This window comes from Streptomyces sp. NBC_00466 (assembly GCF_041433995.1).
In the GTDB taxonomy this organism is placed as follows: domain Bacteria; phylum Actinomycetota; class Actinomycetes; order Streptomycetales; family Streptomycetaceae; genus Streptomyces.
Genome location: NZ_CP107896.1, coordinates 821,956 through 845,852, shown reverse-complemented (window position 1 = coordinate 845,852; position 23,897 = coordinate 821,956). Strand labels below are relative to the sequence as shown.

The 23,897-nt window shown below is 71.8% G+C and carries 18 protein-coding genes and 1 pseudogene; 6 read left to right on the top strand and 13 right to left on the bottom strand.

Annotated features, from left to right (window positions below):
* The first annotated feature begins 276 nt into the window (after nucleotides 1–276).
* The 3 genes from proP to OG210_RS03735 all read left to right on the top strand — a co-directional run bounded on the left by proP (nucleotide 277) and on the right by OG210_RS03735 (nucleotide 5,338).
* Nucleotides 277–1,902 carry a glycine betaine/L-proline transporter ProP gene (gene proP, locus OG210_RS03745; RefSeq protein ID WP_371534974.1) on the top strand — a complete coding sequence of 542 codons (1,626 nt, stop codon included), beginning with the start codon at nucleotides 277–279 and terminating at the stop codon, nucleotides 1,900–1,902.
* 95 nt (nucleotides 1,903–1,997) lie between these two features.
* Nucleotides 1,998–2,456, top strand: a complete 459-nt coding sequence (locus OG210_RS03740) for a MarR family transcriptional regulator (RefSeq protein ID WP_328332447.1) — start codon at nucleotides 1,998–2,000, stop codon at nucleotides 2,454–2,456.
* A complete protein-coding gene (locus OG210_RS03735; protein ID WP_328332449.1) occupies nucleotides 2,453–5,338 on the top strand; it encodes an FUSC family protein in 2,886 nt (961 codons plus the stop codon). Before OG210_RS03740 ends, OG210_RS03735 begins: the two co-directional genes overlap by 4 nt.
* A 95-nt stretch (nucleotides 5,339–5,433) precedes the next feature.
* On the opposite strand, the gene OG210_RS03730 is transcribed toward OG210_RS03735, so the two are convergent.
* The 7 genes from OG210_RS03730 to OG210_RS03700 form a co-directional block, all read right to left on the bottom strand.
* Nucleotides 5,434–6,750 (bottom strand): MFS transporter, encoded by a 1,317-nt coding sequence (locus tag OG210_RS03730; protein ID WP_328332451.1) that lies wholly within the window; start codon nucleotides 6,748–6,750, stop codon nucleotides 5,434–5,436.
* Nucleotides 6,747–7,523 (bottom strand): FadR/GntR family transcriptional regulator, encoded by a 777-nt coding sequence (locus tag OG210_RS03725; RefSeq protein ID WP_371534973.1) that lies wholly within the window; start codon nucleotides 7,521–7,523, stop codon nucleotides 6,747–6,749. Before OG210_RS03725 ends, OG210_RS03730 begins: the two co-directional genes overlap by 4 nt.
* A gap of 129 nt (nucleotides 7,524–7,652) precedes the next feature.
* Nucleotides 7,653–9,191 (bottom strand): APC family permease, encoded by a 1,539-nt coding sequence (locus tag OG210_RS03720; RefSeq protein ID WP_328332455.1) that lies wholly within the window; start codon nucleotides 9,189–9,191, stop codon nucleotides 7,653–7,655.
* 142 nt (nucleotides 9,192–9,333) lie between these two features.
* Nucleotides 9,334–10,683, bottom strand: coding sequence for an aspartate aminotransferase family protein (locus tag OG210_RS03715; RefSeq protein WP_328332457.1), 1,350 nt, complete (start codon nucleotides 10,681–10,683; stop codon nucleotides 9,334–9,336).
* A gap of 62 nt (nucleotides 10,684–10,745) precedes the next feature.
* Nucleotides 10,746–12,059, bottom strand: a complete 1,314-nt coding sequence (locus tag OG210_RS03710) for an ArgE/DapE family deacylase (protein WP_328332460.1) — start codon at nucleotides 12,057–12,059, stop codon at nucleotides 10,746–10,748.
* On the bottom strand, nucleotides 12,056–13,528 hold the full coding sequence (locus OG210_RS03705; RefSeq protein ID WP_371534972.1) for an aldehyde dehydrogenase: 1,473 nt from the start codon (nucleotides 13,526–13,528) through the stop codon (nucleotides 12,056–12,058). The genes OG210_RS03710 and OG210_RS03705 overlap by 4 nt, the downstream gene beginning before the upstream one ends.
* On the bottom strand, nucleotides 13,525–15,012 hold the full coding sequence (locus OG210_RS03700) for a cytosine permease (RefSeq protein ID WP_328332464.1): 1,488 nt from the start codon (nucleotides 15,010–15,012) through the stop codon (nucleotides 13,525–13,527). The genes OG210_RS03705 and OG210_RS03700 overlap by 4 nt, the downstream gene beginning before the upstream one ends.
* Nucleotides 15,013–15,155: 143 nt before the next feature.
* Between OG210_RS03700 and OG210_RS03695 the strand changes: the two genes are divergently transcribed.
* From OG210_RS03695 to OG210_RS03685, 3 genes are all read left to right on the top strand, one after another.
* Nucleotides 15,156–15,758, top strand: a complete 603-nt coding sequence (locus OG210_RS03695) for a TetR/AcrR family transcriptional regulator (protein ID WP_371534971.1) — start codon at nucleotides 15,156–15,158, stop codon at nucleotides 15,756–15,758.
* A 173-nt stretch (nucleotides 15,759–15,931) separates the two neighbouring features.
* On the top strand, nucleotides 15,932–16,861 hold the full coding sequence (locus tag OG210_RS03690; protein ID WP_328332468.1) for a LysR family transcriptional regulator: 930 nt from the start codon (nucleotides 15,932–15,934) through the stop codon (nucleotides 16,859–16,861).
* 116 nt (nucleotides 16,862–16,977) lie between these two features.
* Nucleotides 16,978–17,355, top strand: coding sequence for a nuclear transport factor 2 family protein (locus OG210_RS03685; RefSeq protein ID WP_328332470.1), 378 nt, complete (start codon nucleotides 16,978–16,980; stop codon nucleotides 17,353–17,355).
* A 144-nt stretch (nucleotides 17,356–17,499) separates the two neighbouring features.
* Here OG210_RS03685 and OG210_RS03680 read toward each other — a convergent pair.
* The 6 genes and pseudogenes from OG210_RS03680 to OG210_RS03655 form a co-directional block, all read right to left on the bottom strand.
* A pseudogene (locus OG210_RS03680) lies at nucleotides 17,500–18,165 on the bottom strand (DUF6390 family protein); the annotation flags it as partial.
* Nucleotides 18,166–19,245, bottom strand: coding sequence for a hydrogenase expression/formation protein HypE (hypE, locus tag OG210_RS03675; RefSeq protein WP_328332472.1), 1,080 nt, complete (start codon nucleotides 19,243–19,245; stop codon nucleotides 18,166–18,168). It abuts the pseudogene before it with no gap.
* Nucleotides 19,242–20,345, bottom strand: coding sequence for a hydrogenase formation protein HypD (gene hypD, locus OG210_RS03670; protein WP_328332474.1), 1,104 nt, complete (start codon nucleotides 20,343–20,345; stop codon nucleotides 19,242–19,244). The genes hypE and hypD overlap by 4 nt, the downstream gene beginning before the upstream one ends.
* Nucleotides 20,342–20,644, bottom strand: a complete 303-nt coding sequence (locus OG210_RS03665) for a HypC/HybG/HupF family hydrogenase formation chaperone (RefSeq protein WP_328332476.1) — start codon at nucleotides 20,642–20,644, stop codon at nucleotides 20,342–20,344. Before OG210_RS03665 ends, hypD begins: the two co-directional genes overlap by 4 nt.
* Before the next feature lie 66 nt (nucleotides 20,645–20,710).
* Nucleotides 20,711–23,386 carry a carbamoyltransferase HypF gene (gene hypF / locus OG210_RS03660; RefSeq protein WP_371534970.1) on the bottom strand — a complete coding sequence of 892 codons (2,676 nt, stop codon included), beginning with the start codon at nucleotides 23,384–23,386 and terminating at the stop codon, nucleotides 20,711–20,713.
* Nucleotides 23,387–23,388: 2 nt separating this feature from the next.
* The gene (locus OG210_RS03655) at nucleotides 23,389–23,883 is read right to left on the bottom strand and encodes a hydrogenase maturation protease (protein WP_328332480.1); all 495 of its coding nucleotides are present in this window, start codon (nucleotides 23,881–23,883) and stop codon (nucleotides 23,389–23,391) included.
* Nucleotides 23,884–23,897 lie beyond the last annotated feature (14 nt).

Below are 23,897 nucleotides of genomic sequence, written 5' to 3'. Positions count from 1 at the left end.
GTTCGTGGTTCGCGGTCGTGGTCGGCGGCCGGTGACCGGCGGCCCGTGGTCCGTACCGGCTGCGGTGCGGCCGTCCGCGCGCTGTACTGCACTGATGGCGCGGTTGGCGTGGGCGGCCGGGATTTCGCAGCTGCATTGTCCCGGCAATACGGGGTACGGAGTGGTCCGGCACTCCGTATTGCGGACGGTTGTGCCCGAGGCCGCGCCGACACGCGGTCTCTGTGTTTCCCCGAAGAAACTGGACAGGGGAGACCGAAGCGATGATGAACGCGGAAAATGCCGCTCTGCAGACGGGATGACATGAGCAAGGGACGCCCCCGACGAGAATCAAGGCCGTCCGGCGGATCGAACTCCGCCAACGACCGGCTCCTCCGTATCCTGCTACGGCGCCGCAAACGGTCACTGAGTGTCGAGGACGTGACGGTCACCGACAAACCCGAAGTGCGCAGGGCGGTGTCCGCATCCGCTCTCGGCAACATGATGGAGTGGTTCGACTTCGGTGTGTACGCCTATTTGGCGGGCATCCTCGGCGAGGTCTTCTTCCCTTCCAGCTCGCCCGGGGCGCAGGTCGTGTCCACCTTCGCCACGTTCGCCGCGGCATTCCTCGTGCGGCCTCTCGGCGGCCTGGTGTTCGGCCCGCTCGGCGACCGTATCGGCCGTAAACGCGTACTCGCCGCGACCATGATCATGATGGCGATCAGTACATTCGCCGTCGCGTTCCTGCCGAGTTACGACTCGATCGGGTTCACCGCGCCGATCCTGCTGCTCGTCTGCCGGCTCGTGCAGGGTTTCTCCACCGGTGGTGAATATGCCGGAGCGACCACCTATATCGCCGAGTACTCACCCGACAAGAGGCGTGGATTCCTGGGCAGTTGGCTGGACTTCGGTACGTTCGTCGGCTACTCGCTCGGTTCCGGCATCGTCACCATCCTGACCGCGGCGCTCGGGCACGACGGAATGGTGCACTGGGGCTGGCGGATCCCGTTCCTGGTGGCCGGGCCCCTCGGGCTGATCGGCCTCTACATGCGGCTGCGGCTGGAGGAGACCCCCGCCTTCAAGCGCCAGGCCGAGGAGGCCGCGGCGGAGTACGCGAAGGCGCCGCACGACGAGGGCGACGAGGACCCGGTGGAAGTGGCCCGGCAGTCCGGCCACGGACGGCTGAAGGAGATCTTCACCCAGCACTGGCAGGCGGTGCTCATCTGCATGGGGCTTGTCCTGCTCTACAACGTGACCAACTACATGGTGACCTCGTACCTGCCGACCTTCATGACCGAGACGCTCGGCCAGGACGCGCTCACCGCCCAGCTGCTGGTGCTCGGCACCATGATCGTGGTGGTGCTCACCATCACCACGGTGGGCCGCAGCTCCGACCGCTGGGGCCGCAGGCCCGTCTTCATGGCGGGCAGTATCGCGCTCATCGCCCTCTCGATTCCGGCGTTCCTCCTGATCAAGCAGGGCGGCATCCTGCAGCCCGCGTTCGGCTGCCTCATCCTGGGTCTGCTGCTGGTGTGCTTCGCCGGTACGTCGGCGTCCACCCTGCCCGCGCTCTTCCCGACCCGGCTGCGCTACGGGGCCCTGTCGATCTCGTTCAACGTCTCGGTCTCGCTCTTCGGCGGTACGACGCCGCTGATCGCATCGGGCCTGGTCGAGGTCACCAAGAACGACATGGTCCCCGCGTACTACCTGATGGTCGCCGGGGTCATCGGATTCATCGCCACCTATTTCCTGCACGAGACGGCGGGCCGGCCGCTGCGCGGCTCGGGCCCCATGGTGGAGACCCCGGACCAGGCGCGCACGCTGGTCGCCGCCAGCCGTACCGAGGCCGGACGCCGGGCGCGGGACGTGTGGATCCATCTGCGGCACCCGTGGGCCCGGCACAACGGTGGGGACAAGCGGGGCTGACATCCGCCGGGGCCGCACCGTTCGCGCGGGCTGACGGTGCCGCCCGGCCGCCGGTACGTCGATGAGCACACCTGACGGCAATATATAATTGCGATATGCATCTATCTTCGGCATCCGACGAGCAGCGGATCGAGGACGCCGCCCGAGGACTCCTGCGAGGCATCGGACGGCTCTCCCAGGCGCTCTTCAGGGCCGGGGAATTCGGACTTCCGCGCAGCCACGCCGCCGTACTCGACGCCCTGGAACCCAGGCCGCGCCGGGTCACCGAGATCGCCGCCTACACCGGCATCGCCCAGCCGCGGGTGACCCTGCTCCTCCAGGAGCTGGAGGAGCGCGGACTCATCGGGCGCGAACGCTGCTCCAAGGACCGGCGCGTTGTCGAGGCGTCGCTCACACCTGCCGGCGGAGAGCTCCTGGAGCGGGCGCGGCAGCGTATGGCGTCGGCCCTTCTCGAAGGGCTGGGCACGAACGTCGACGATCCGGAGCGGGCTGTGGGACTGGCCCGGGATGCGGTGTCCACCCTTCTGCAGGCCGTCGAACCGGAGGTCAGTTGACCACCCCAGCCACCGAAGCCGCGCAAGCCACCGAATCCGCAGCCGAAGGGGACGGGGGCAGGCCACCCCGTACCGGAGGCTCCGTCGCACCCCGCCGGGTCGGCGGGCCGAGACGCTGGTGGGACGGGGTACTCGCCGCCGACCCCGGTCTCGGCCAGCTGCAGTCCGGGTGGCGCTCGCTGGTCGCCGTCACCACCGGCCTCGCCGTCGGTTACGGGATGTCCCACGCCCTGACCCTGCCGGCCATGCTCGGCATGATGGTCGGCGGCATGATGGGCCTGATGAGCGCGTTCGCCATCGCGGAGAACACCCCGCTCCGGCTGACCCGCGCCATCCTGTGGATGCCGTTCCCCTACTCGGCCGTGCTGCCGCTCGCCGCTTGGCTGAGCGACGACCGTGCGCTGCAGCTCACCCTGATGGTGGTGGCGCTCGCGCTGACGTTCTTCCTCGCGCGGTTCGGGCGGCTCGGGCTGCTCACCGGCATGATGCTCTTCAACTCGTTCATGGTCGGCATGATGGCGGCCATCCCGCTGAACCTGTGCGGGAAGCTGTTCGTCGTGGCGCTGGTGTCCGCGGTGGCCATCCTCGCCACCCGGCTGCTGCTCTGCTGCCCGATGCCCCGCGAGGACCTGCTCCGTACCCAGCGCGCGTTCGTCGTCGAGGCGCGCCGGGTCGGTGACGCCGCCACCGCGGCGCTGGACCCCGACGCCGACCACGACGTCGCCATCAAGCGGATGCGGCGGAGCCTCCGCCGTCTCAACATCACCACCGTCACCATCGACGGCCGCCTCGCCCAGCCCGAGGTCGCCGCCGACCCGCACACCGCCGAACTGCTGCACCAGTACCTCTTCGACGCCGAGCTCGCCCTGCAGGGCATAGGCCAGGCGGTGCAGCGGCTCGCCCGGATGCCCGTGCCGCCGCGGCTGCGCGAGGCGCTGGTCGTCGCGCTGGTCGTCGCCCGCGACACCCCGCTCGGCCGGGCCGACGCCCTGCACCCGGCGGCCCGGCTCATCCAGCAGCAGGCCACCGAGGTCCTCTCCGACCGGAACGCGAGCCCCGACGAGGCCGAGGCCGCGATGCTGGCCCGGAGGGTCGGCCACCTCCTCGACTCGCTCGCCGACTCACTCGCGCACTGGCTCGAACTCGGCTGGAACGCGCCGAAGGCCCGCGCCAAGGTGCCCTTCCAGCCCACGGTCGCCCTGGAGCAGAACCGCCCGGCCGGAACCGGCGCGGTCGCCCGGCGGGTCGCGGCGGCCCAGGAGCTGAAGGGCTGGCGGCGCGTCGTCCCGTACGTACGCGTACCGCTGCACGCGGCGGTCGCCTGCGCCATCGTCTGCCCGATCACCGACGCCATCGACCCCCGGCGCTTCTACTGGGGACTGGTCGGCGTGATGATCACGCTGTTCGGCACCAACACCACACACGAGCGGCTGCGCAAGCTCGCCCACCGCATGGTCGGCACGGTCGCCGGTGCGGTGATCGGCATCTGGCTGCTCCATGTCATCGGCCCCGGCCACATCTACTGGACCCTGCTGGTCATCGTGGCGGGACTGGCCCTGGGCGCCTGGGGCATGCAGCGCCAGTACGCCTACTGGGTCGTGGGACTCGTCACCGCTCTCGTCCAGCTGTACGGGATGTCGACCCCGTACAGCAGGATGGACCACCTGCTGGGCGAGCGTCTGCTGGACAACGGGCTCGGCATCCTCGTCGCCACCGCCTGCGCCGCGCTGATCTTCCCGCTCTCCACCCGGAAGGTCGCCCAGGAGGCCGATCGCGGCTATGTCGCGGCGCTGGAGCACCTGATCAGCCAGGTCCGCGAACGCTGGGAGGACCCCGAGGCCCCGGTCCGGCTGCGCGGCGCGGCCCGCGGGGTCGACGCGGCCCTGTTCCAGGTCCGCAGTGTGGCCCGGCCGCTGGTCCGGATGCCGCTGGGGATACGGGGACGCGGTGCCGAGAACCGGCTCGCGCTCCTCGCCACCGCCACCGCGCACGCACGGGCACTCGCCGCCGCGGCCGATGTCGACATCGATCTCGGGCCCCGGCTCACCGGGCACGTCGAGCGGATCACGCAGACGCTCCTGGAGTCGCTGCGGGAGCTCGACCGGCACTTTTCGACCGGGGAGCCCGGCGGCACCTGGGTCCGGGTGAGCCCGCTCGTCCGTGACCTCGAAGGGCAGCTGCGGGGCGCCCCGGCAGGTCCCCGCGCCGACCGGCTGCACACCGCGCTCAGGGAACTGGCCGCGCTGGACGAGGTGCTGGCCGGATTCGCCGAGGGCCGCGGTCTGGAGACCGTCACCGCGTCCGCCGAGCCGGTCACCGCGCCGGCCGAAGCAGCCGCAGGGACGCCGCCCACCACGCCACGGGAGCGCCGTACCCAGGAGGTCCTCGCGGCGTGGGCCGCACACACCCGGCGGCAGGCCGACGAGCGGAAGCCGGGCAGCACGCCTGGACCGCGCGGACCGGTCACGGCCCGGGCCGGGCACCCGGCAGGGCCCGGGACGGCGGTGCCCGCGCAGGACGCCGCCCGCACGGTCGGCAGCGGACCGGACCGGGCGCGGAACAGCGGCGGCCCGAACGCCGGCGGTTCGAGGACCGGCGGTTCGAGGACCGGCGGTTCGGTCACGGTCAGCGGTTCCGTCCGGTGCGACGACCACCCGGTCGACTGCGGTGCCTGGATCACGGTCGTCAGTTCCCGGGGCAAGCGCCAGGCAGGCGTCCGGGCGGCAGGCGGCCGCTACCGGATCACCGGTCTGGAGCCCGGCACGTACACGCTCATCGCGGCCGGCTCGTCCCACGCTCCGCGCGCCGAGTTCCTCTCGGTGACGCGCACGGACGGCGAGATGCACCACGACATCCGGCTCCACCCGGCATCGGGGCAGTAAGCCGGGCAGCAGAACGAACCGCCGGCCGGACCGGCTGTGCGGGCGAGTGGCCCGCACAGCACCGTCCGGCCGGCGGTGGTGTCCCGGCAGGTCCGTCAGTCCCGCGTTCCCCGGTCCCGCGTGCCCTGCTCCGGCGCCGCGTGGCGGTCGCGGGCGGCACCGACGCCGATGACCGCCTGCGGCACGAGCAGCACGATGAGCATCACCAGCGGCACCGTCCAGCTGTCGGTCAGCTGGTGCACGGCGCCCAGCGCGAGCGGCCCCACCGAGGCCAGCAGATAGCCGAAGCACTGCGCCATGCTGGACAGTTGTGCGGCGTGGCGGCCGTCCGGCGCCCGCTGCACGATGAACAGCATCGCCAGCGAGATCGCCGCGCCCTGGCCGAGCCCGAGCAGCACCATCCAGAGGTAGGCCCCGCTCACCGGGGCCATGACGAGACCCGCGAAGCCGCCCATGGTCAGCACCGCACCGACCGTCGCCAGCAGCCCGGGCCGCACGCCCCGTGAGGCGAGGACCGGGGAGACGAAGGCCCCGGCGATCCCCAGCAGGCTGGAGAACGACAGCATCCATCCCGCGGTGCCTTCGGCCATCCCCGCGTTGCCCAGGATGGTCGGCAGCCAGGCAGCTGCGGCGTAGTACGAGAGGGACTGCAGGCCCATGTAGCCGGTGACCAGCCAGGCGACCGGGTGCCGCCAGAGCCCCCGCACGGGGTGCGCCGCGCTGCGGGCCTCGGCCGCGGTGGCCCGGCTGTGGCGGCGGATCTGCGGGGCCCAGACGATGACCGCCAGCACACCGAGCAGCCCCCAGAGCGCCAGCGTGGAGCGCCAGTCCAGGTGCGCGGCGTGCTCGACGGGGACGGTGATACCGGCCGCCAGAGCGGCGCCGCCGAACAGCGACATCGAGTAGAGGCCCGTCATCAGGCCGACCCGGTGCGGGAAGTCGCGCTTGATGACCCCGGGCAGCAGGACGTTGGCGACGGCGATGCCCGCGCCGACGATGACGGTGCCGCCGAGCAGCGCCGCCATCGACGGCACCAGCCGCAGCGCGGTTCCGGCGCAGATCAGCACCATGGTGCCCAGCAGCGCGGGCTCCATGCCGAACCTGCGTCCCAGGCGCGGTGCGAAGGGGGCCAGCAGGCCGAAGCAGAGCAGCGGCAGGGTGGTCAACAGCCCGACCGCGGTGGCGGACATGCCCGTGTCGGTGCGGATGGTGTCGAGCAGCGGCGACGCGGCGACCAGGGCGGGGCGCAGATTCAGCGCCAGGACGATCACGCCGAACGCGAGCAGCCCGCCCGGCCGCACCGCGTCCCGGGCCGGCGCGGACGCCGGTGCGGCCGGTATCCGCTCGCCGGGCGGCCGGGTCGCGCCCTGCTCGGCGGGCGCGCCCTTCATGCCGGCGGGGGTGCCCTTCATGAGCGGCCTCCGGTGTTCGCGCCGGTGCTCGTACCGGGGCCGGTTCCGCCGCCGTCGGGCCCGCCGGGCAGGGGGTCCGCGTCCTGCAGGGTCCGTACGGAGGCGATGGTCTCGTTGATGTACTGCTCGACACAGTGGACCGCCCGGTCGGCGTCCGCCGCTTCGATCGCGTCCACCAGGGCGGCGTGCGAATCCAGCTGGAAGCGCGGCCCGTCCGGCAGCGGAGCGTCGGTGACGGAGGTGACCGTGGCGCGCAGCCCGTCGGTGAGATGGCTGTACAGATCGGTGAGCATCCCGTTGTGCGCTGCGGCCACCACCGTGTGGTGGAAGGAGACGTCCGCGTCCACGAACTCGGCGGGATCGGGCTCCCGCCTGGTCTCGTCGCGGCGCCGCAGGGCTGCCCGCAGCGCGGCCACGTCCTCGGGGGTGCGGCGTTCGGCCGCCAGCCGGGCGGCGTCGCGCTCAAGACCGGCACGGACCTCCAGCGCCTCCAGATGGCTCGCCCGCCGCAGCCGCCGCAGCAGCGCGGCGCCGAGGTCGTCGGCGGCGCGTACATAGGTCCCGTCGCCCTGGCGCGGCTCCAGCATGCCGCTGTGCACCAGCGCGCGCACCGCCTCGCGCACCGTGTTGCGGCCGACCCCCAGCAGCTCCACCAGGACCGGCTCGGCCGGAATCTTCGTACCGACCGGCCACTCCCGTGACTCGATCAGGGTCTGCAGCTGGTCGATCACGCGTCCGACCAGGCTGGAGCGCTCCGTCGCGCGTAGCGGCATGTCCACCTCCAGGTCCAATACCTCCAATCAACCTAACATCCCATGTTTGACGGCGGTGCGACCGGCGGTGCGACCGGCGGTGCGACCGGGGTCGGCGGCAGGGTGGGGGAGCGGGCTGGAGGCGGGTGCCTACGGGGCCGTGGTGTGTACGCGCGCGGCGGATCCGGCGGTGCCGGACGCCTCCTCCGTACGCGCCGCGCGGTCCCGGACCGCACCCACGCCCCGGCCGAGTGCGCCGATGGCGAGCAGGAGCAGCACCGTGCCGAGCGTGAACGCCTCGAACGTGGTGCGCGTGACGCCCCAGGTCTGCCGGAAGCCGTAGCCGACACCGAGGACCGCTTCCAGGGTGCCGGGGAAGAGCGCGACCCAGGAGCCGACCAGGATCCAGGCGTAGACGAGGACCGCGCAGACCCGGAAGCCCGCGGTGCCGAAGGGCACCGTGTAAGGGCGGGGGACGTCGCGGTGGCGGTGGCGCAGGGTGACGAGCGCCGGTACGACGACCAGGTACGAGAGCAGCAGTGTGGTGATGGCGACGGTGAGGACGACGCCGAAGACCGCCGCGCTGTCGCCCCGTACGAGGTTCGTCGCGGCGATCATGAAGATCGTGGCGGTGATCCCCGACACCAGGTTCATCCGTACCGGGGTGCCGAGCCCGCGGTGGAAGGCGCCGAGCGAGCGGCCGAAGAAGCCGCCGTCGGCCGCCGCCATGGCCTGCATACGGTCGCTGACGATCATCCAGGCGCTGCCCTGGGTGAGCAGCGCGAAGGCGAACATCACCCCGGCCGCGGTCAGCAGCGGGCCGCTCCAGGAGCCGTACACCCCGAAGACCAGGGCCGCGGCTTCCATGAACCCGCCGATGCCGGTGACCTTGTCGGCGGGTGCCACGGACAGGATGGCGAGCACGGGCAGCAGATAGCAGCAGGTCGCGACGGACGCGGAGACCGCGATGGAGACGGGGACGTCGCGCTTGGCGTCGTGCATCTCGTCACCGGCCGCGTTCGGGGCCTCGAAGCCCACGTACGCGAAGAGCAGGACGGGGACCAGGGAGAGGAATCCCGCGGTGGTCGGCGTGAACCGCGCGTGGTGCAGGCCCGCGAAACCGTGCTGCAGACCGTAGGCCAGGGCGGTTCCGGTGAACAGGAGCACACAGCCCACCTTGACGACCGCACCGGCCGTAGTGATCCATTTGCCGCGGCGCAGCGAGACGACGGCGGTCAGGATCGAGGCCCAGATGAAGACGAGCTTGAAGGCGTAGTCGGCGAAGGTGCCGCTGCCCAGGTGTGACACATAGCTGTTCCACGCGTCGGAAGCGGCGAAGACCAGCGAACCGCCCAGCCAGACCGGGTTGGTGACCCAGTAGAAGAGGGTGGTGAGCGCGGCCGTCGCCTTGCCGTAGGCGAGCTTGACCCAGACATAGGGGCCGCCCTCCTGCGGGAAGGCGGCGCCGGTCTCCGCGAAGAGCAGGGCGTACGGGACGAGGAAGAGGAGCGCGATGACGGCGGTCCAGGTGACTGCCTCGCCGCCGCCGGTGGCGATCTGGCCGACCACGTCGAAGGAGATGACGGCGGCGATGCCCATGGCCATGATGTCGAAGCGGCGCAGGCTGCGGGAGAGATGGGGTGGCGGGGGCACGGCGGCTGGTGCGGGTGAGGCCGGTGGTGCAGACACTGGGTCCTCCTGCTGGGCACGCGCCGCGGGCAGGCACGTGGCGAACGGTTGCGGTCGGCTGATGGCGTTCCCGGCGGCAGGCGGGACCACCCCGGGCCTCCCGTGCGGAGGGGAGTCCCGGGATGGTCCCGCCCGGTGGTGATCAGGCCTGGACCTCGCCGGTGGGGAGGGTGCGTTCCAGGACCGAACGCAGCGCCACCGCGGCCTCCTTGGCCTCGGCGTCCGTCATGATCAGCGGCGGCGACAGCACCAGGCTGTGCGCCGAGTCGCGGACGATGACCCCGGTCTCGCGCCGGATGACGTCGTGCGGCATCCGGGCGGGATCCAGCGGGAGCGGGGCACGGGTCCCGCGGTCGGCGACGAGTTCGACGGCCAGCATCATGCCGACCGACCTGATCTCGCCGACGATCGGCAACTCGCCCAGCTGCGCGTCCAGTTCGGCGTGCAGCCGGGCGCCCATGGTGACGGCGCGGCCGAGCAGCCCCTCACGTTCGATGATGTCGAGGTTGGCCAGGGCCACGGCCGCCGCCACCGGATGGCCGTTGTACGTGTAGCCCATCGGGAAGCCGTGGTCGCGCAGCAGCACCTCGGCGACCCGGTCGGCGACGAGGAGCGCGCCGAGCGGGGTGTACCCGGAGGTGATGCCCTTGGCGGTGACGATGATGTCGGGGGTGACATCGAAGTGCTGGGCCGCGAACCACTCGCCGACGCGCCCGTACGCGGTGACGACCTCGTCGAAGATGAGCAGGATCCCGTGCCGGTCGAGGACTTCGCGCACCCGCGGCCAGTAGTCGGCCGGCGGCACGAGCATCCCGCCGACGCCCATGATGGGCTCACCGATCATGGCGGCGATGTTGCCGGGCCCGATCTCCGCGATACGGGCCTCCAGTTCGGCGATCAGGAAGTCGGTGGGGTCCTGGCCGCCGTACAGCTCGGTCCGGTACGGCCACGGCGGGGTGAGATGCGAGACGTGCGGCATCATCGGGGCGAACCCCTCGTGGTAGACGGGGAATCCGGTGGCGGAGCCGCCGCCGTAGCCGATGCCGTGGTACGCCTTGTCGCGGGCCAGGATCCAGGTGCGGTCGGTGTCGCCGCGCCGGTGGTGGTAGTAGCGGGCCATCTTGATGGCGGCCTCGTTGCCCTCGGAGCCGCCCGATGTGAAGTAGACGTGGTCCAGGCCCGCGGGGGCGAGCGAGGCCAGCCGGGCGGCGAGCGCGATGGCCTTGTCGTTGGAGAACTCCCAGAAACTGGTGAAGTACTCCAGCTGCTTCATCTGGTCGAAGGCGACCTGGGCGACCTCCTCACGGCCGTGGCCGATCTGGGCGAGCCAGAGCCCGCCGGTCGCGTCGAGGTACGAGCGGCCCTCGGCGTCCGTGAGCCGGCAGCCGGCGCCGCCGGTCATCACGACCCGCTCCTCGGCGGTCCCGGGGAGGTATGGATGGATGATGTGGGCCCGGTCGGTGGCGGCGAGTTCGGCATGGCTGAAGGGCATGGCCGTGCGTCCTTTCGTTCCTGTGCGCTGAGGTGTGGTGACGGAAAGAGCTGTGTGGGCGGTCAGGCGGGGCCGGTCAGTTCGACGGCGGCCAGTGCCAGCGCCTTCGCGGTGTCGACGAGATCGCTGACCTCGATGTACTCGTCGATGGTGTGGAGGGTCGGCGATCCGTCCGGCCGGGTCGCGGTGGGGCCCAGGCAGACGGCGGGCGTGCCGCCGATGCGGGTGAGCGTCGCCGCGTCGGTCCAGGAGGGTTCGCCGAGGACCCGGGGCGTGCGGCCCAGCGCCGTGGCGCAGGCGGCGAGCCGGTTGACCAGCGGATGGCCGGAGCCGACCTCGGCGGGCGGCAGTTCGGTGTCCCAGGCGAACCGGGGCGGATGCGCGGTGAGCCAGCCGTCCTCCGCACAGGCCGCCCGTACCGTCCGTTCGATGTCGTCCCGTACCCGGCTCGCCCAGCCTCCGTCGTCGGCCTGGACCGGCAGATAGGTGATGTCGAGGCCGACTTCGCAGGAGGCCGGGTAGGTCACCCACCACTCGCCGCCGTGGACGGTGGTCGGCACGATCGAAGGGGGCGGCAGCAGCGGGTGCCGGTGCGCGGGGTCGGCCGCCCAGCGCTCGCGCAGCCCCTGGAGGGCGGCGAGTACCGGAAGGGTCTTCTCGATGGCGTTGACGGCGCCCCCGGCCCGCCAGTCTCCCGGCGGGTGTTCGGCGTGCCCGGGGCGGCCCGCGACGGTGACGGTGCCGCCGAGAATGCCCCGCTGCGCGGTGACGACGTCGAGGTCGGTCGGTTCCGGGACGATCGCCGCGTCGGCGCGTACGCCGTGGTGGACCGATGCGAGGGTGCCCGCGCCGTTCCACTCCTCGTCGGTCGCGGTGTTGATCAGCAGGTCGCCGGGGAGCCGGACACCGAGGGCGGCGAGCGCCTCGGCGGCGACGACCGCAGCCGCGATGCCGCCCTTCATGTCGCAGGTGCCACGCCCGTACAGCCGCCCGTCGCGGACCTCGGCGCGGAACGGATCACTGGTCCAGGCGGCCCTGGGCTCGGCGGACACCACGTCGATGTGGCCGTTGAACAGCAGCGACCGGCCGCCGCCCGTGCCGGGGAAGCGGGCGATCAGCTGCGGGCGCCCGTCGAAGCCGAGGCCGGGCGGCGTCTGCGGTGACGCGGGCAGGCCGCCGGCGGCCGGGGTGAAGACATCGGCGGTGGCACCGGCCGCGCGCAGCCGGCCCGCCAGGTACTCCTGGAGGTCGGCCTCGTCGCGGGCGGGTTCGTCCGCGCTGCCGCGCACGGTCGTGTCGAAGGCCACCAGGTCGCAGGTGAGGCTGACCAGGTCGTCGGCGCGCCGGTCGATCTCGTCCAGAACACGTGTGTTCATGCGTAGTCGATCCAAGTCGTCTTCAGGCCGGTGTACTTGTCGAAGGAGTGCAGGGAGAGATCGCGTCCGAAGCCCGACTGCTTGAACCCGCCGAAGGGGGTGGCCGGACTCAGCGCGTCGACGGTGTTCACCGAGACCGTCCCGGCCCGCAGCGCGTCGGCGACCCGGTGGGCGCGGGAGAGGTCGCGGGTCCAGAGCGACGCGGCGAGCCCGTACGGGGAGTCGTTGGCGATCCGTACCGCGTCCGCCTCACCGGTGAACGGCAGCACGGTCAGCACCGGCCCGAAGAGCTCTTCGCGGGCCAGCGGCGCGTCCGGGGCGAGACCTGTGACCACGGTCGGGTCCAGATAGGCGCCGTCCCGCTCGGGGCGGGTACCTCCGCAGGCGATACGGCCGCCGGACCCGGTGACCGTATCGAGGATCCGGGCCGCCTGCCGCTCGTCGACCAGCGGGCCGAGCCGGGTGGCCGGATCGAGCGGATCGCCCGGCACATAGGCGGCGGTGTGCTTGACGACCCGGTCCGTGAACTCGTCGGCGATCGAGGCGTCCACGAGCAGCCGGGTGTTGGCGGAGCAGACCTGGCCCGCGTTGTAGAGGAAGCCCCACGCGGCGCGTTCCGCCGCGGCGTCCAGGTCGGCGTCGGCGAAGACCAGGCAGGGGCTCTTGCCGCCGGCTTCCGGCCACACCTGCTTCATGTTGGATTCGGCCGCGTACGACAGGAACTGCTTGCCGACGGACGTGGAGCCGGTGAAGACCAGAGTGTCCACGTCCGGGTGCAGCCCGAGCGCGCGCCCGGCCGTCGGACCGGGGCCGGGGACGACATTGAGCACCCCGTCCGGCAGCCCGGCCTCCGCGGCGAGTTCGGCCAGCCGCAGCGCCGAGAGCGGGGACTGCTCGGCGGGCTTGAGGACGACGCTGTTGCCCGCTGCCAGCGCGGGCGCGAGCTTCCAGGTGGCGATGTCCAGCGGGAAGTTCCACGGCACCACGGCGCCGACGACCCCGAGCGGCGCGCGCCGGACGAGCGCGAGACTGCCCGGCGGGGTGGGGGCGACCTCGTCGTACAGCTTGTCGGCTGCCTCCGCGTACCAGGCGAAGCAGCCGGCTGCGCCGGGCACGTCGGTGCCGTACGACTCCGTGATCGGCTTGCCCATGTCGAGGGTGTCGAGGAGCGCCAGTTCGGGGCCGTTCGCCTCGATGAGTGCGGCGAGGCGCAGCAGCACCCGTTTGCGGACGGCGGGGTCGGTGCGGGACCAGCGGCCGTCGTCGAAGGCGGTACGGGCGGCCCGGACTGCGGCGTCGATCTCGGGCGCGCCGCCCTGCGCGATCCGGGCCACGGTCCGGCCGGTGGCCGGATCGACGGTGGCGAAGGTGGCTCCGTCGGCGGCGTCGGTCCAGCGGCCGTCGGTGAAGACGCGGGTACGGAAGTCGAGGGCTGCGGCGCGCCGCAGCCAGTCGGCGTGGGTGTTCATACGGTCGGGGCTCCGGAGGTCGGTGCGGGGGATGCGGGCGGTGTTGTGGTGTCGGGGGACTCGGTGCCGGCGGATTCGGTGCCGGCGGATTCGGTACGGGCGGCCGCGCGGCGCCTGCGCTCGGTCAGCCGGGCGGCCAGCAGATACACGGGGACGGTGACCACGAGCCCCGCGATCCAGCCGAGGTCGGTGTCGCCGAGTGCGTGGGCGATGGGCCCGGTGTAGAGGGACTGCGCCATGAACGGGATCTCGGCGAGGATGCCGAGTACGTAGACCCCCAGGGCTGTCGGGTTCCAGCGGCCGTAGATCCCGCCGTCCCTGGCGAAGAACGACGCGATGTCGTAGTCGCCGTGCCGGATCAGATAGAAGTCGACGAGGTTGATCGCCGTCCACGGGATCAGGACGTACTGCAGGACGTAGATCAGATCGAGATAGCTGCTCATGAAGGAGCCGGCGAGCCAGAGTGCCAGGACGACGGAGAGTGCGGTGAGCAGGGTCCCCAGGACGGCGCGGCCGGTGGCGCGGGGCAGCCAGCGGTGCGCGAAGGTCTGCACCGCGGTGACCGCGCACAGCACGGCCCCGTACAGGTTCATCGAGTTGGTGAGCATGGTGACCAGGGCGAAGCTCCACAGGGTGAGCTGTCCGAGCGTGTGGCCGAGCAGACCGTCCAGCGCCGCGATCGGGTTGTCGCCGCCGGCCAGGCCGATCGCCGCGCCGACCACCATCGGGAGCAGGCTGCCGAGTACGCACCCGGCGTAGGTGCACCACAGCGTCGAGCGGACGCCGGCGCGGTCGGCCGGCATATAGCGCGAGTAGTCCGAGACGTACGGCGCGTACGCGATCTGCCAGAGCGCGCCGACGGAGACCACGCCGAGGAACCCGCCGATGCTGAAGCCGCCCCGGGTCAGGAAGCCGTCGGGCAGGCCGCCGGTGAACAGCCATACGGCGCCCACCAGTTGGACGGCTCCGAACACCCAGCTGGTGAGGGCGCCGATCCGGTGCATGAGGCGGTACCCCACCACGGCGACGACCAGGCTGACCACAGCGCCGAGCAGCACGCCCGTGTGCTGTCCCACCGGGGTCACCTCGCTCAGCGACTGGGCGCCGACGACCAGATTGGAGGCGAAGAACCCCTGGTACATGACGATGACGACGACGACCACGGCGAGGGCGCCCACCGAGCCGAACTGGCCCCGGCTCTGGATCATCTGCGGCACGCCGAGCTGCGGGCCCTGCGCCGAGTGCAGGGCCATGAGGAAGCCGCCGCCGAGATGGCCGGCCAGCAGGGCCGCCAGGCTCCACCAGAAGGAGAGGCCGAAAGCGGTGGGGGCGAGGGCGCCGGTGACGACGGTCAGCGGGCCCAGGTTCGCGCTGAACCAGATGGTGAACAGGTCGCGGGTGCGGCCGTGCCGCTCGGCGGCGGGGACAGCGTCGATGGTGCGGCTTTCCACGACACCCGGGACGGGCGGCGAGTGGTCTTCCATGCTGCCTCCTCGGCGCCGTTCGGCGGGCGCCCTGCAAGGGCCGGATTCTTTGATGCGAGATTCAAACAATGATGAATGATGCCGTCAATACCAACGGCATCTTGAAATCAGGTAACTTGAATCGACGGACGGAGAATGACTTCATGGCTCGACCCAAGAACCAAGGAGCCCGACGCGAGGCGCTGATAGACGCGGCCGGCCGGGCGATTTCCGAACGGGGCATCGCCGGCCTGCGGATCAAGGACATCGCGGCCGAGGCGGGCGTCTCCGCCGGTTCGGTCCTCTACTACTACCCGGACCTCGACGACCTCGTCTTCGAGGTCCACCAGGGCGCCGTCGAGCGGTTCCTCGCCGACCGGCACAGCCGTACGGACCACATCGCGGACCCGGTGGCACGGCTGCGCGAGGCCATCGCCTCCGGCCTGCCGGCCGACGCCGACGACGCCGCGCACCGGCTGCTGTACGAACTGCACAGCAGGGCCGACCGCAGCGCTTCGCACGCCGCGCTCATGGGCTCGCTCTTCGCCCGGGAGACCGCGCTGTACGCGACGATCCTCGAACTCGGCGCCGCGTCGGGCGACTTCACGCTGACCGAACCCCTCCAGGACACCGCCCGCAATCTGGTGACCCTGGAGGACGGCTACGGCCTGCACATCGTCAGCCGCAACACCGCGGTGGACCGCACGGCCGCGCTGCGGATGATCGCCGGTTACGCCCGCACGGTCACCGGCTGCCCGGAGGTGTGACGGACGGAGCTCGGCGGTCCGGGAGCGGCCGCGTGTGGTGGGACCACTATGGGAGGAGCGATCGGCATCGGTAAAGCTAATCTTTTGGAACCGGTTCATCGGAAATAGAGATACGGTTCTCCGCACCGTTCTCCGCACCGTTCTCCGCACCGGATCCAGCAGAGGGACTGCCCATGCCACCTGTCGCGTTCACCCTGGTCCAGCTGCGCTACTTCGTCGCCGCGGCCGAGGCGGGCAGCATGACGGGCGCCGCCGAACGCCTGCTGATCGCCCAGTCGGCGGTCTCCACGGCCGTGTCCAACCTGGAGCACGAGCTCGGCGTGCAGCTGTTCCTCCGGCGCCGGGCCAAGGGGCTGACACCGACCCCTGCGGGAAGCCGTCTGCTGCAGGAGGCCCGGAAGCTTCTGGCGCACGCGAGGGAGGTCGCCGACGAGGCGAAGGGGACGGGCGCGGAGCTGACCGGGCCGGTGGCGCTGGGCTGCTTCATCACGCTGGCGCCGTTCTTCCTCCCGGCGCTGCTCACCGAGTTCGCCGACCGCTGCCCCGGCGTCGAGGTGAGCGTGCTGGAGGCCGAAGCGACCGAGCTGGGCCGGGCATTGGGCGAGGGCCGGATCGACTGGGCGCTGACCTACGACCTCGGGTTCGGCCCCGAGGTCCAGCGGGAGACCGTGGCCACCGTGCCCGCCCACGCCCTGGTCGCCGCGGACCACCGGCTGGCCGGACGGAAATCGGTCGACCTGGCCGAGCTGGCCGGCGAACCGCTCGTACTCCTCGATCTGCCGTACAGCCGCGACTACTTCTGGTCGATGGTGAACGCGACGGGCACCCGCCCGGTCGTCCGCCACCGCACCCAGAGCTATGAGACGGTGCGCTCGCTGGTGGCGCGCGGACACGGGTTCTCGGTCCTCAACCAGCTGCCGGCCACGGCTCAGACGTACAGCGGCGGTGAGGTCGTCGCGCTCCCGCTGTCCAGTGCGCACACCCCGCTGGACCTGGTGCTCGCCCAGGTCGCCGGAGTGCGCCAGACGCACCGGGCGCGGGCCCTGATGGACGTGGTGCGTGAGGTGGTGCCGGGCGCCGTACCGCCCGGGGCGCCGTCCTGACGTACGGACCGCCGCACCCCGGGCCTCTGCCGCTGGTGCTGTGACCGGGATGGCTCACCGTGATCGGAAGGTGGCTCGTGGGACGAGCGCACGCGAAACGCTGGTATTACTGAGGCATGCAGGAAGAGACCGCACGCTCCGCGATCGACACGTTCATCTCCGCGTTCAACGCCTCGGACGACAGCTATGTGACTGCCCTGCTCTCCCAGGCCCTGACCTCGGACGTGGTCTTCTGGGGACCGTTGGGTCGCAGCGAAGGAATCGCGGCGGTCGAGCGGTTCGTGCTGGACATCCGGCGCCACCCGGCGGGGACCGGCACGATGGTGCGCTGCTCAGCGGTGGACATGCCTGACGAATGGGCCCGGTACCAGTGGGTCTTCACCACGCCCGATGGAGGCCCCCGCCTGGCGGGAACGGATGTCGTCCATCTGCGACGGAGCCTCATCGACCAGGTCATCGTCTTCGCGGGGGAGATCGAGCAGTTCGCCTCCTGAGTCGTCCTTCTGCCGCTGTCCTTCTCCTGAACCTGCCCCGTCGGCGTTCGGGGGCTGCGGTTCGCGGTTGGTCGAACCTTCCCGGTCAGAGCATGAGACGGCGCTCTCCGGGACCGCGCCGTGCCGCCGGCCCTCGATCGACTCGATGCGCGCGGCCTGATCGTCGCTGAGCACGTCGCAGACCCAGTCCCAGTGCAGCGCCACCCGGTCGCCGGGGGAGACCCCGGCGATCAGTGACCTGCCGCCCGTGGACCAGCGGACCGATTCCCGCCGTGGCGGCCCCGGTACGAGCACCTTCCCGTCCCAGGTCAGCGGACGGGACTCCACCGTGGCCGACTCGCCGTCGACGCCGACGACCACACCCGTACGGATACGGCACTGGTCGAGCACGGACAGCGCGACCGGGCTGCCGCCCGCGCGCAGCAGCTCCGCCCACGGGTACACGTCGAACACCTGGAAGCTGTGGTGCGGGAGGGCCCGGTGCGCCGCCTCCCGCCAGGTGCCGCCCGGCTGTCCCCGGAACCGTTCGAGCAGCCGGTCCACCAGCGCCGCGGAGTCGGCCAGGTCCAGCAGTTCGTTGCCGATCCAGTACGCCTCCACCACCCGGACATCGAGCGGATCGGGGATGCCCGCGGATTCCGCCAGGAATTCGAGATAGCACCAGGCACCGTCGAACTGCCGGGCCCGCTCCTCCATCCCGGCCGGCGCGCCGGGGCGCAGCAGCGCGGCAGCGTCGTCAGGACCGCAGTAGCCGAGTTCGTTGGGGGGATAGGCGTATCGCGCGAACAGCAGCGCGCCGGCGGCGCTCATTCAGCAGATCCGGGGCAGCTGCTCGCCGATCGGCAGCCCGACCACCCGGCTGCCGCCGAGCCCGGTCCTGGCCACCACCATCCCGGCGTGGTCCGGGACGCAGGTGCCGATCCGGCAGGCCGAGCGGCCCAGGGGGTGGGCCCGGAGCGCCGCGAGGACCTGGTCCGCGCTCTCGCCGGGGACCACCGCGATCAGCTTGCCCTCGTTGGCCACCTGGAGCGGGTCGAGCCCCAGCAGACTGCACGCGTCGCGCACCGTGTCCGGAACCGGCAACTCCCGCTCCACCAGCTCGATACCGACATCCGAAGCACGGGCGATCTCGTTCAGTGAGGCCGCGACACCGCCACGGGTCGGGTCCCGCAGCACATGCAGATCCGCGCCGGTGGCGATCATGCCGGCGACGAGGCCGTGCAGCGCGGCCGTGTCGCTCTCGACCGTGGTGCCGAACTCAAGGCCGTCCCGGCAGCTCATCACCGCCACCCCGTGCACCCCGATGTCACCGCTGACGAGCACGGCGTCCCCGGGGCGCGCACGGCGCGGCCCGATGTCGACGCCGTCGGGCACCATGCCGATTCCGGCGGTGTTGATGAAGACACCGTCGCCGCTGGCGTTGTCGACGACCTTGGTGTCCCCGGTGACCAGCCGCACCCCGGCGGACCGGGCCGCGGCACCCAACGCCTCAGCGATACGGCCGAGTTCACCGAGCCCGGTGCCCTCCTGCAGGATAAAGGCCGTCGACAGGAACAGCGGTACGGCGCCCGACATCGCGAGGTCGTTCACCGTGCCGTTCACCGCCAGATCGCCGATCGACCCGCCGGGGAAGAACATCGGCTTCACCACATAGGAGTCGGTGGAGAAGGCGAGCCGGGGGCCGCCGCCGACGGACAGCACCGCGGAGTCGCCCAGTTCGGCCGCGGCCGCGGCACCGTACGCGGGCAGGAAGAGATGCTCGATCAGCTCGCCCGACATCGCGCCGCCGCCGCCGTGGCCCATCACCACGGACGGCGTCTCGCGCAGCGGGACCGGACAGACCCAGCTCTCGAAGTCGAGCTCGGCGGGGGACTGCGTCGTTTCGGTCACTTGGCTTCGACCAGTTCCAGTCGGCGGTACGTGTGGTAGGCGGCGCAGGCGCCCTCGGACGACACCATCGTGGCTCCCAGCGGGTTGCGCGGGGTGCACTCCTTGCCGAAGGCCGCGCACTCATGCGGCTTGATCAGGCCCTGGAGGACCTCGCCCGACCGGCACAGGGACGACTCGGCCGTATGGATACCGGTCACGTCGAAGCGCTGCTCCGCGTCGAACTCGGCGTAACCGGGCGCCAGCCGCCAGCCGCTGCGCGGGATCATTCCGATGCCGCGCCACGTCCGGTCGGTCACCTCGAAGACATCCCGCAGCATCTCCATGGCGGGCAGGTTGCCCTCCTCGCGTACGGCGCGGGAGTAGGCGTTCTCCACTTCGTGCCGGCCCTCTTCGAGCTGGACGACCGTGCGCCGGATGCCTTCGAGGATGTCCAGCGGCTCGAAGCCGGTGACGACGATCGGCACCCGGTACTTCTCCGCCAGCGGCGGGTACTCCGCGGTGCCCATCACGCTGCACACATGCCCGGCGGCCAGGAAGGCCTGCACCCGGCAGGTGGCGGACTCCATGATCGCCGAGATCGCGGGCGGCACCAGGACGTGGGAGACCAGCAGGGAGAAGTTCCGTACGCCCAGGCGCTTGGCCTGGTACACGGTCATCGCGTTGGCGGGGGCCGTGGTCTCGAAGCCGATCCCGAAGAAGACGACCTCCCGGTCCGGGTTCTCCCGGGCCAGCTTCAGCGCGTCGAGTGGCGAGTACACCACCCGGACGTCCCCTCCCGCGCTCTTCACCGAGAACAGGTCCTGGCTGCTGCCCGGCACCCGGAGCATGTCACCGAAAGAGCAGAAGATGACCCCCGGCCGGGCCGCGATGGCGAGCGCCCGGTCGATGATCTCCAGCGGGGTGACGCAGACCGGGCACCCCGGCCCGTGGATCAACTCAACGCCTTCGGGCAGCAGTTGGTCGATTCCGTGCCGGATGATCGAATGGGTCTGGCCGCCGCAGACCTCCATCATGGCCCACGGCCGCGTGGTCGCCGCGTGGATCTGGTCGATCAGGCGCTTCGCCAGGTCGGGGTTGCTGAACTCGTCGAGATACTTCACCGGCCGACTCCTTCGGGGTATTCCTGCTGCGCGGCCCGTGCGGCGAGTTCGAAGCCGTCGCCGAACTCCTCCTCCAGGATGCCGAGCCTGTCGAAATCGGCCAGGGTCCGCCGGGCCGACTCCTCGTCGAGGCGCTGGATGGCGAACCCGACGTGCACGATGACGTACTCACCGGCCGTCACATCCGGGATGTACTGGAGGCACACCTCTTTGCGTACTCCGCCGAAGTCGACATCGGCCATCAACGTGCCGTCGACGTCGGCGGTACTCAGGACGCGCCCCGGAACTGCCAGACACATGGTCCCTCTTCTCTGTGGATCCCCGTGGATCGCGTGAATCTGTACGGATGACCTGGCGTACGGGGGTCAGCCCGACGCGGCGATCAGCAGCTGCCCCAGGGCGATGCCTCCATCGTTCGGGGGCAGGAGCCTCGGCCGCAGGACAGTGAAGTCCGCTGCTTCCAGGCCCTGTTGGACCGCTCCGAGCAGTACGGCGTTCTGGAAGACACCACCGCCGAGAGCCACCACCCCGAGCCCCGTACGGGCGCGGGCGAGTTCGGCGAGGGAGACGGTCAGGGCGGCGACGCAGGCGTGGAAGCGCGCCGCGATCAGCTCGGCCGGCGCCCCCGCCCGTACGTCCGAGACCACCGCGCGCACGACCGGGCCGGGGTCGGCGACGGCGGGCCCGCCGTCCACCGCTTCCCGGATCCCGAAGGAGTACCGGCCGTCCGCACCCGCTCCGTCCGGCCCGGCCGACCTGGCAAGACCCTCAAGGCCGATCGCGGCCTCGGCCTCGTACTCCACCTCGTGCCGGACCCCGGCCAGCGAGGCCACCGCGTCGAAGAGCCGGCCCATGCTCGACGTCGGCACACAGCCGAACCCGGTACCCAACTGGTGGGCCAGCACATCCCGTTCTCTCGGCGGGCACGCCCGTACGGACGGCAGCCGCTCGTCCCAGGCGACCCCGGCCGCACGGAGGTGGGCCAGCGCCATCCGGTACGGCCGCAGCACACTCGCGTCGCCGCCCGCCAGCGGCACGTACCCCAGGTGCGCCGCCCGCTCGAACGACTTGTACCCGGCGATCAGCACCTCGCCGCCCCACGCGGCCCCGTCCGTACCGGCGCCCGTGCCGTCGAAGGCCACACCGATCACGCTCTCGTCCGCCCCGACGCCGTGCTCGCCCATGACCGACGCGACGTGGGCGTGGTGGTGCTGCACCCGCCGCACCGGCCGGGACCCGGCGTGCGCCACGGCCCAGGCGCCCGACCGGTAGCCGGGGTGCAGATCGGCCACCAGCTGTCCGGGCTCGACCCCGGTGATCCGTTCCAGCTGCCGCTCGGTCCTGGTCAACGCGTCGGCCGTGGCCAGATCGTCCATGTCACCGATGTGCTGGCTCACCCAGGCGTACCGTCCGTCGCCGAGCGCGCAGGTGTTCTTGAGATCCGCGCCGACCGCGAGGAGCGGCGGTACGTCGAAGGGCAGCGCCAGCGGCAGCGGGGCGTACCCGCGGGACCGGCGCAGCGGAAGCTCCGCGCCCGCCACGAACCGGCTGACCGAGTCGTCGCAGGGCACCTCGATCCGCCGGTCGTGCCGCAGCCAGGCATCGGCCAGCGGCGCCAGTCCGGTGAGGGCCGCATCGTCGTCGGTGGTGATCGGCTCACCCGCCAGGTTGGCCGAGGTCATCACCAGCGCGTCGGGACCCGGCCGGTCGTCCCCGATACCGAAGAGCAGGACATGCAGGGGGGTGTACGGGAGCATCAGCCCCAGATCCGGGCTGCCCGGCGCCACCGAACCGGCGACCCCGGCCCCCTCCGGCGTCCCGCGCCGCGGCAGCAGCACGATCGGCCGGCGGGCACTGGTCAGCAGCCGCTCCTCGTCCCCGGTCAGCGTCACCAGCCCGGCCGTCACACCGGTGTCCGCGACCATCACCGCGAAGGGCTTGCCCCCGCGCCGCTTGCGCCGCCGCAGCTCGGCCACCGCCGCCTCGTTGCGGGCGTCGCATGCGAGGTGGTAGCCGCCGAGCCCCTTCACCGCGAGGATCCGGCCGTCGGCCAGCAGCTCCCTGGCCCCCCGCAACGCGTCCTCGCCGGCGGCCGCCGGCGCCCCGTCCTTGCGGACCAGTTCGAGCGTCGGCCCGCACGCGTGGCAGGCGACCGGCTGGGCGTGGAAGCGGCGGTCGCCCGGATCGCCGTACTCCGCCCGGCAGTCGGCGCACATCTCGAAGGCGGCCATCGTGGTGGCCGCCCGGTCGTACGGCACACCGGTGACGATGGTGAACCGGGGGCCGCAGTGGGTGCAGGTGATGAAGGGATGGCGGTAGCGGCGGTTCGCCGGATCGCGCATCTCGTCCAGGCACTCCCAGCACGTGGCGACATCGGGTGAGACCAGGGTGCGGGCGGGCCCTTCCCCACGGGACTCGCCGATGGCGAACTCCGTTCCGCCGAGGGGCGGCAGGTCCGACTCATGGACGGACTCGACCACGGCGAGCACCGGCGCGTCCGTACGCAGTCTCCTGCCGAACTCGGCCACCGCCTCTGCCGCGCCCTCGACTTCGGCGACCACACCGGAGCCGGTGTTCACCACCGAGCCGCTGAGGGCGAGTTCACGGGCGCTGACGTAGACGAAGGGCCGGAACCCGACCCCCTGGACCACACCGTGCACCTCGAACCGCCGCCGCAGCCGGTCCACCGCGGCCGCACGGGGCACGGGCCCACCGGGCGCGACCTCAACAACGGTCGCGGGCTCACCGGGCGAGACTTCAACGCGCACGACATCAACGGGCGGGGAGTCACCGGGCGCGGGCTGCTCGTCGCGGGCCCGGCCCATCATCTCCAGGCCGGAGAGCGCCTCCCCGGCCTTCGCCGCGTCGATGACCTCCAGCGCGAAGCCCATGTGGAGAAGCACCCAGTCGCCGTCGGCCGGAGGGGAGTCGAGCATCCCGACGTTGACGCGCCGCCGCGCGCCCTCGACATCGACGAGCGCGAGCTGGCCGGCATATCCGTCGACGAGCTCCACGACCCGCCCCGGAATGCCAAGGCACATGATCAGGACCTCCTGGTCGGGGCGGGCTCGGCGGGCAGCAGCCGGCCCACCAGAATCCGTACGGCGTCCATGGCCGCGGGCACCGCCGCGAGTACCGCGGGGCTGAGCCCGATGCCCTCACCGACGTCGGCGGGGGTGCAGCCCACGACGTAGGTGGACGGAAGGGTACCGCCCAGTTGTTCCAGATTTGCCAGCACTGCGACCGGATTCATACCGTGTGCATCGAATTCACCCGAACCGAGGTCGTCCGGCCCCACTTCGAGTACGGTCACCTCGCCGGGCGGCCCCCCGCCCGGGCAGGCGTCGACCAGCACCAGCGCGCCGTACCCGTCCAGCAGGTCGTACGCGAGGTGCATGCCCCGGATTCCGTAGTCCACGACGCGGACGCCGGGCGGCAGTGTGTCCGCACCGGCCAGCGCGCGGACCACCTCGGGGCCGAAGCCGTCGTCGCCCAGGAAGAGGTTGCCGACCCCGGCCACCAATACGCGATCCGTCACCGGCGCCACGTCCG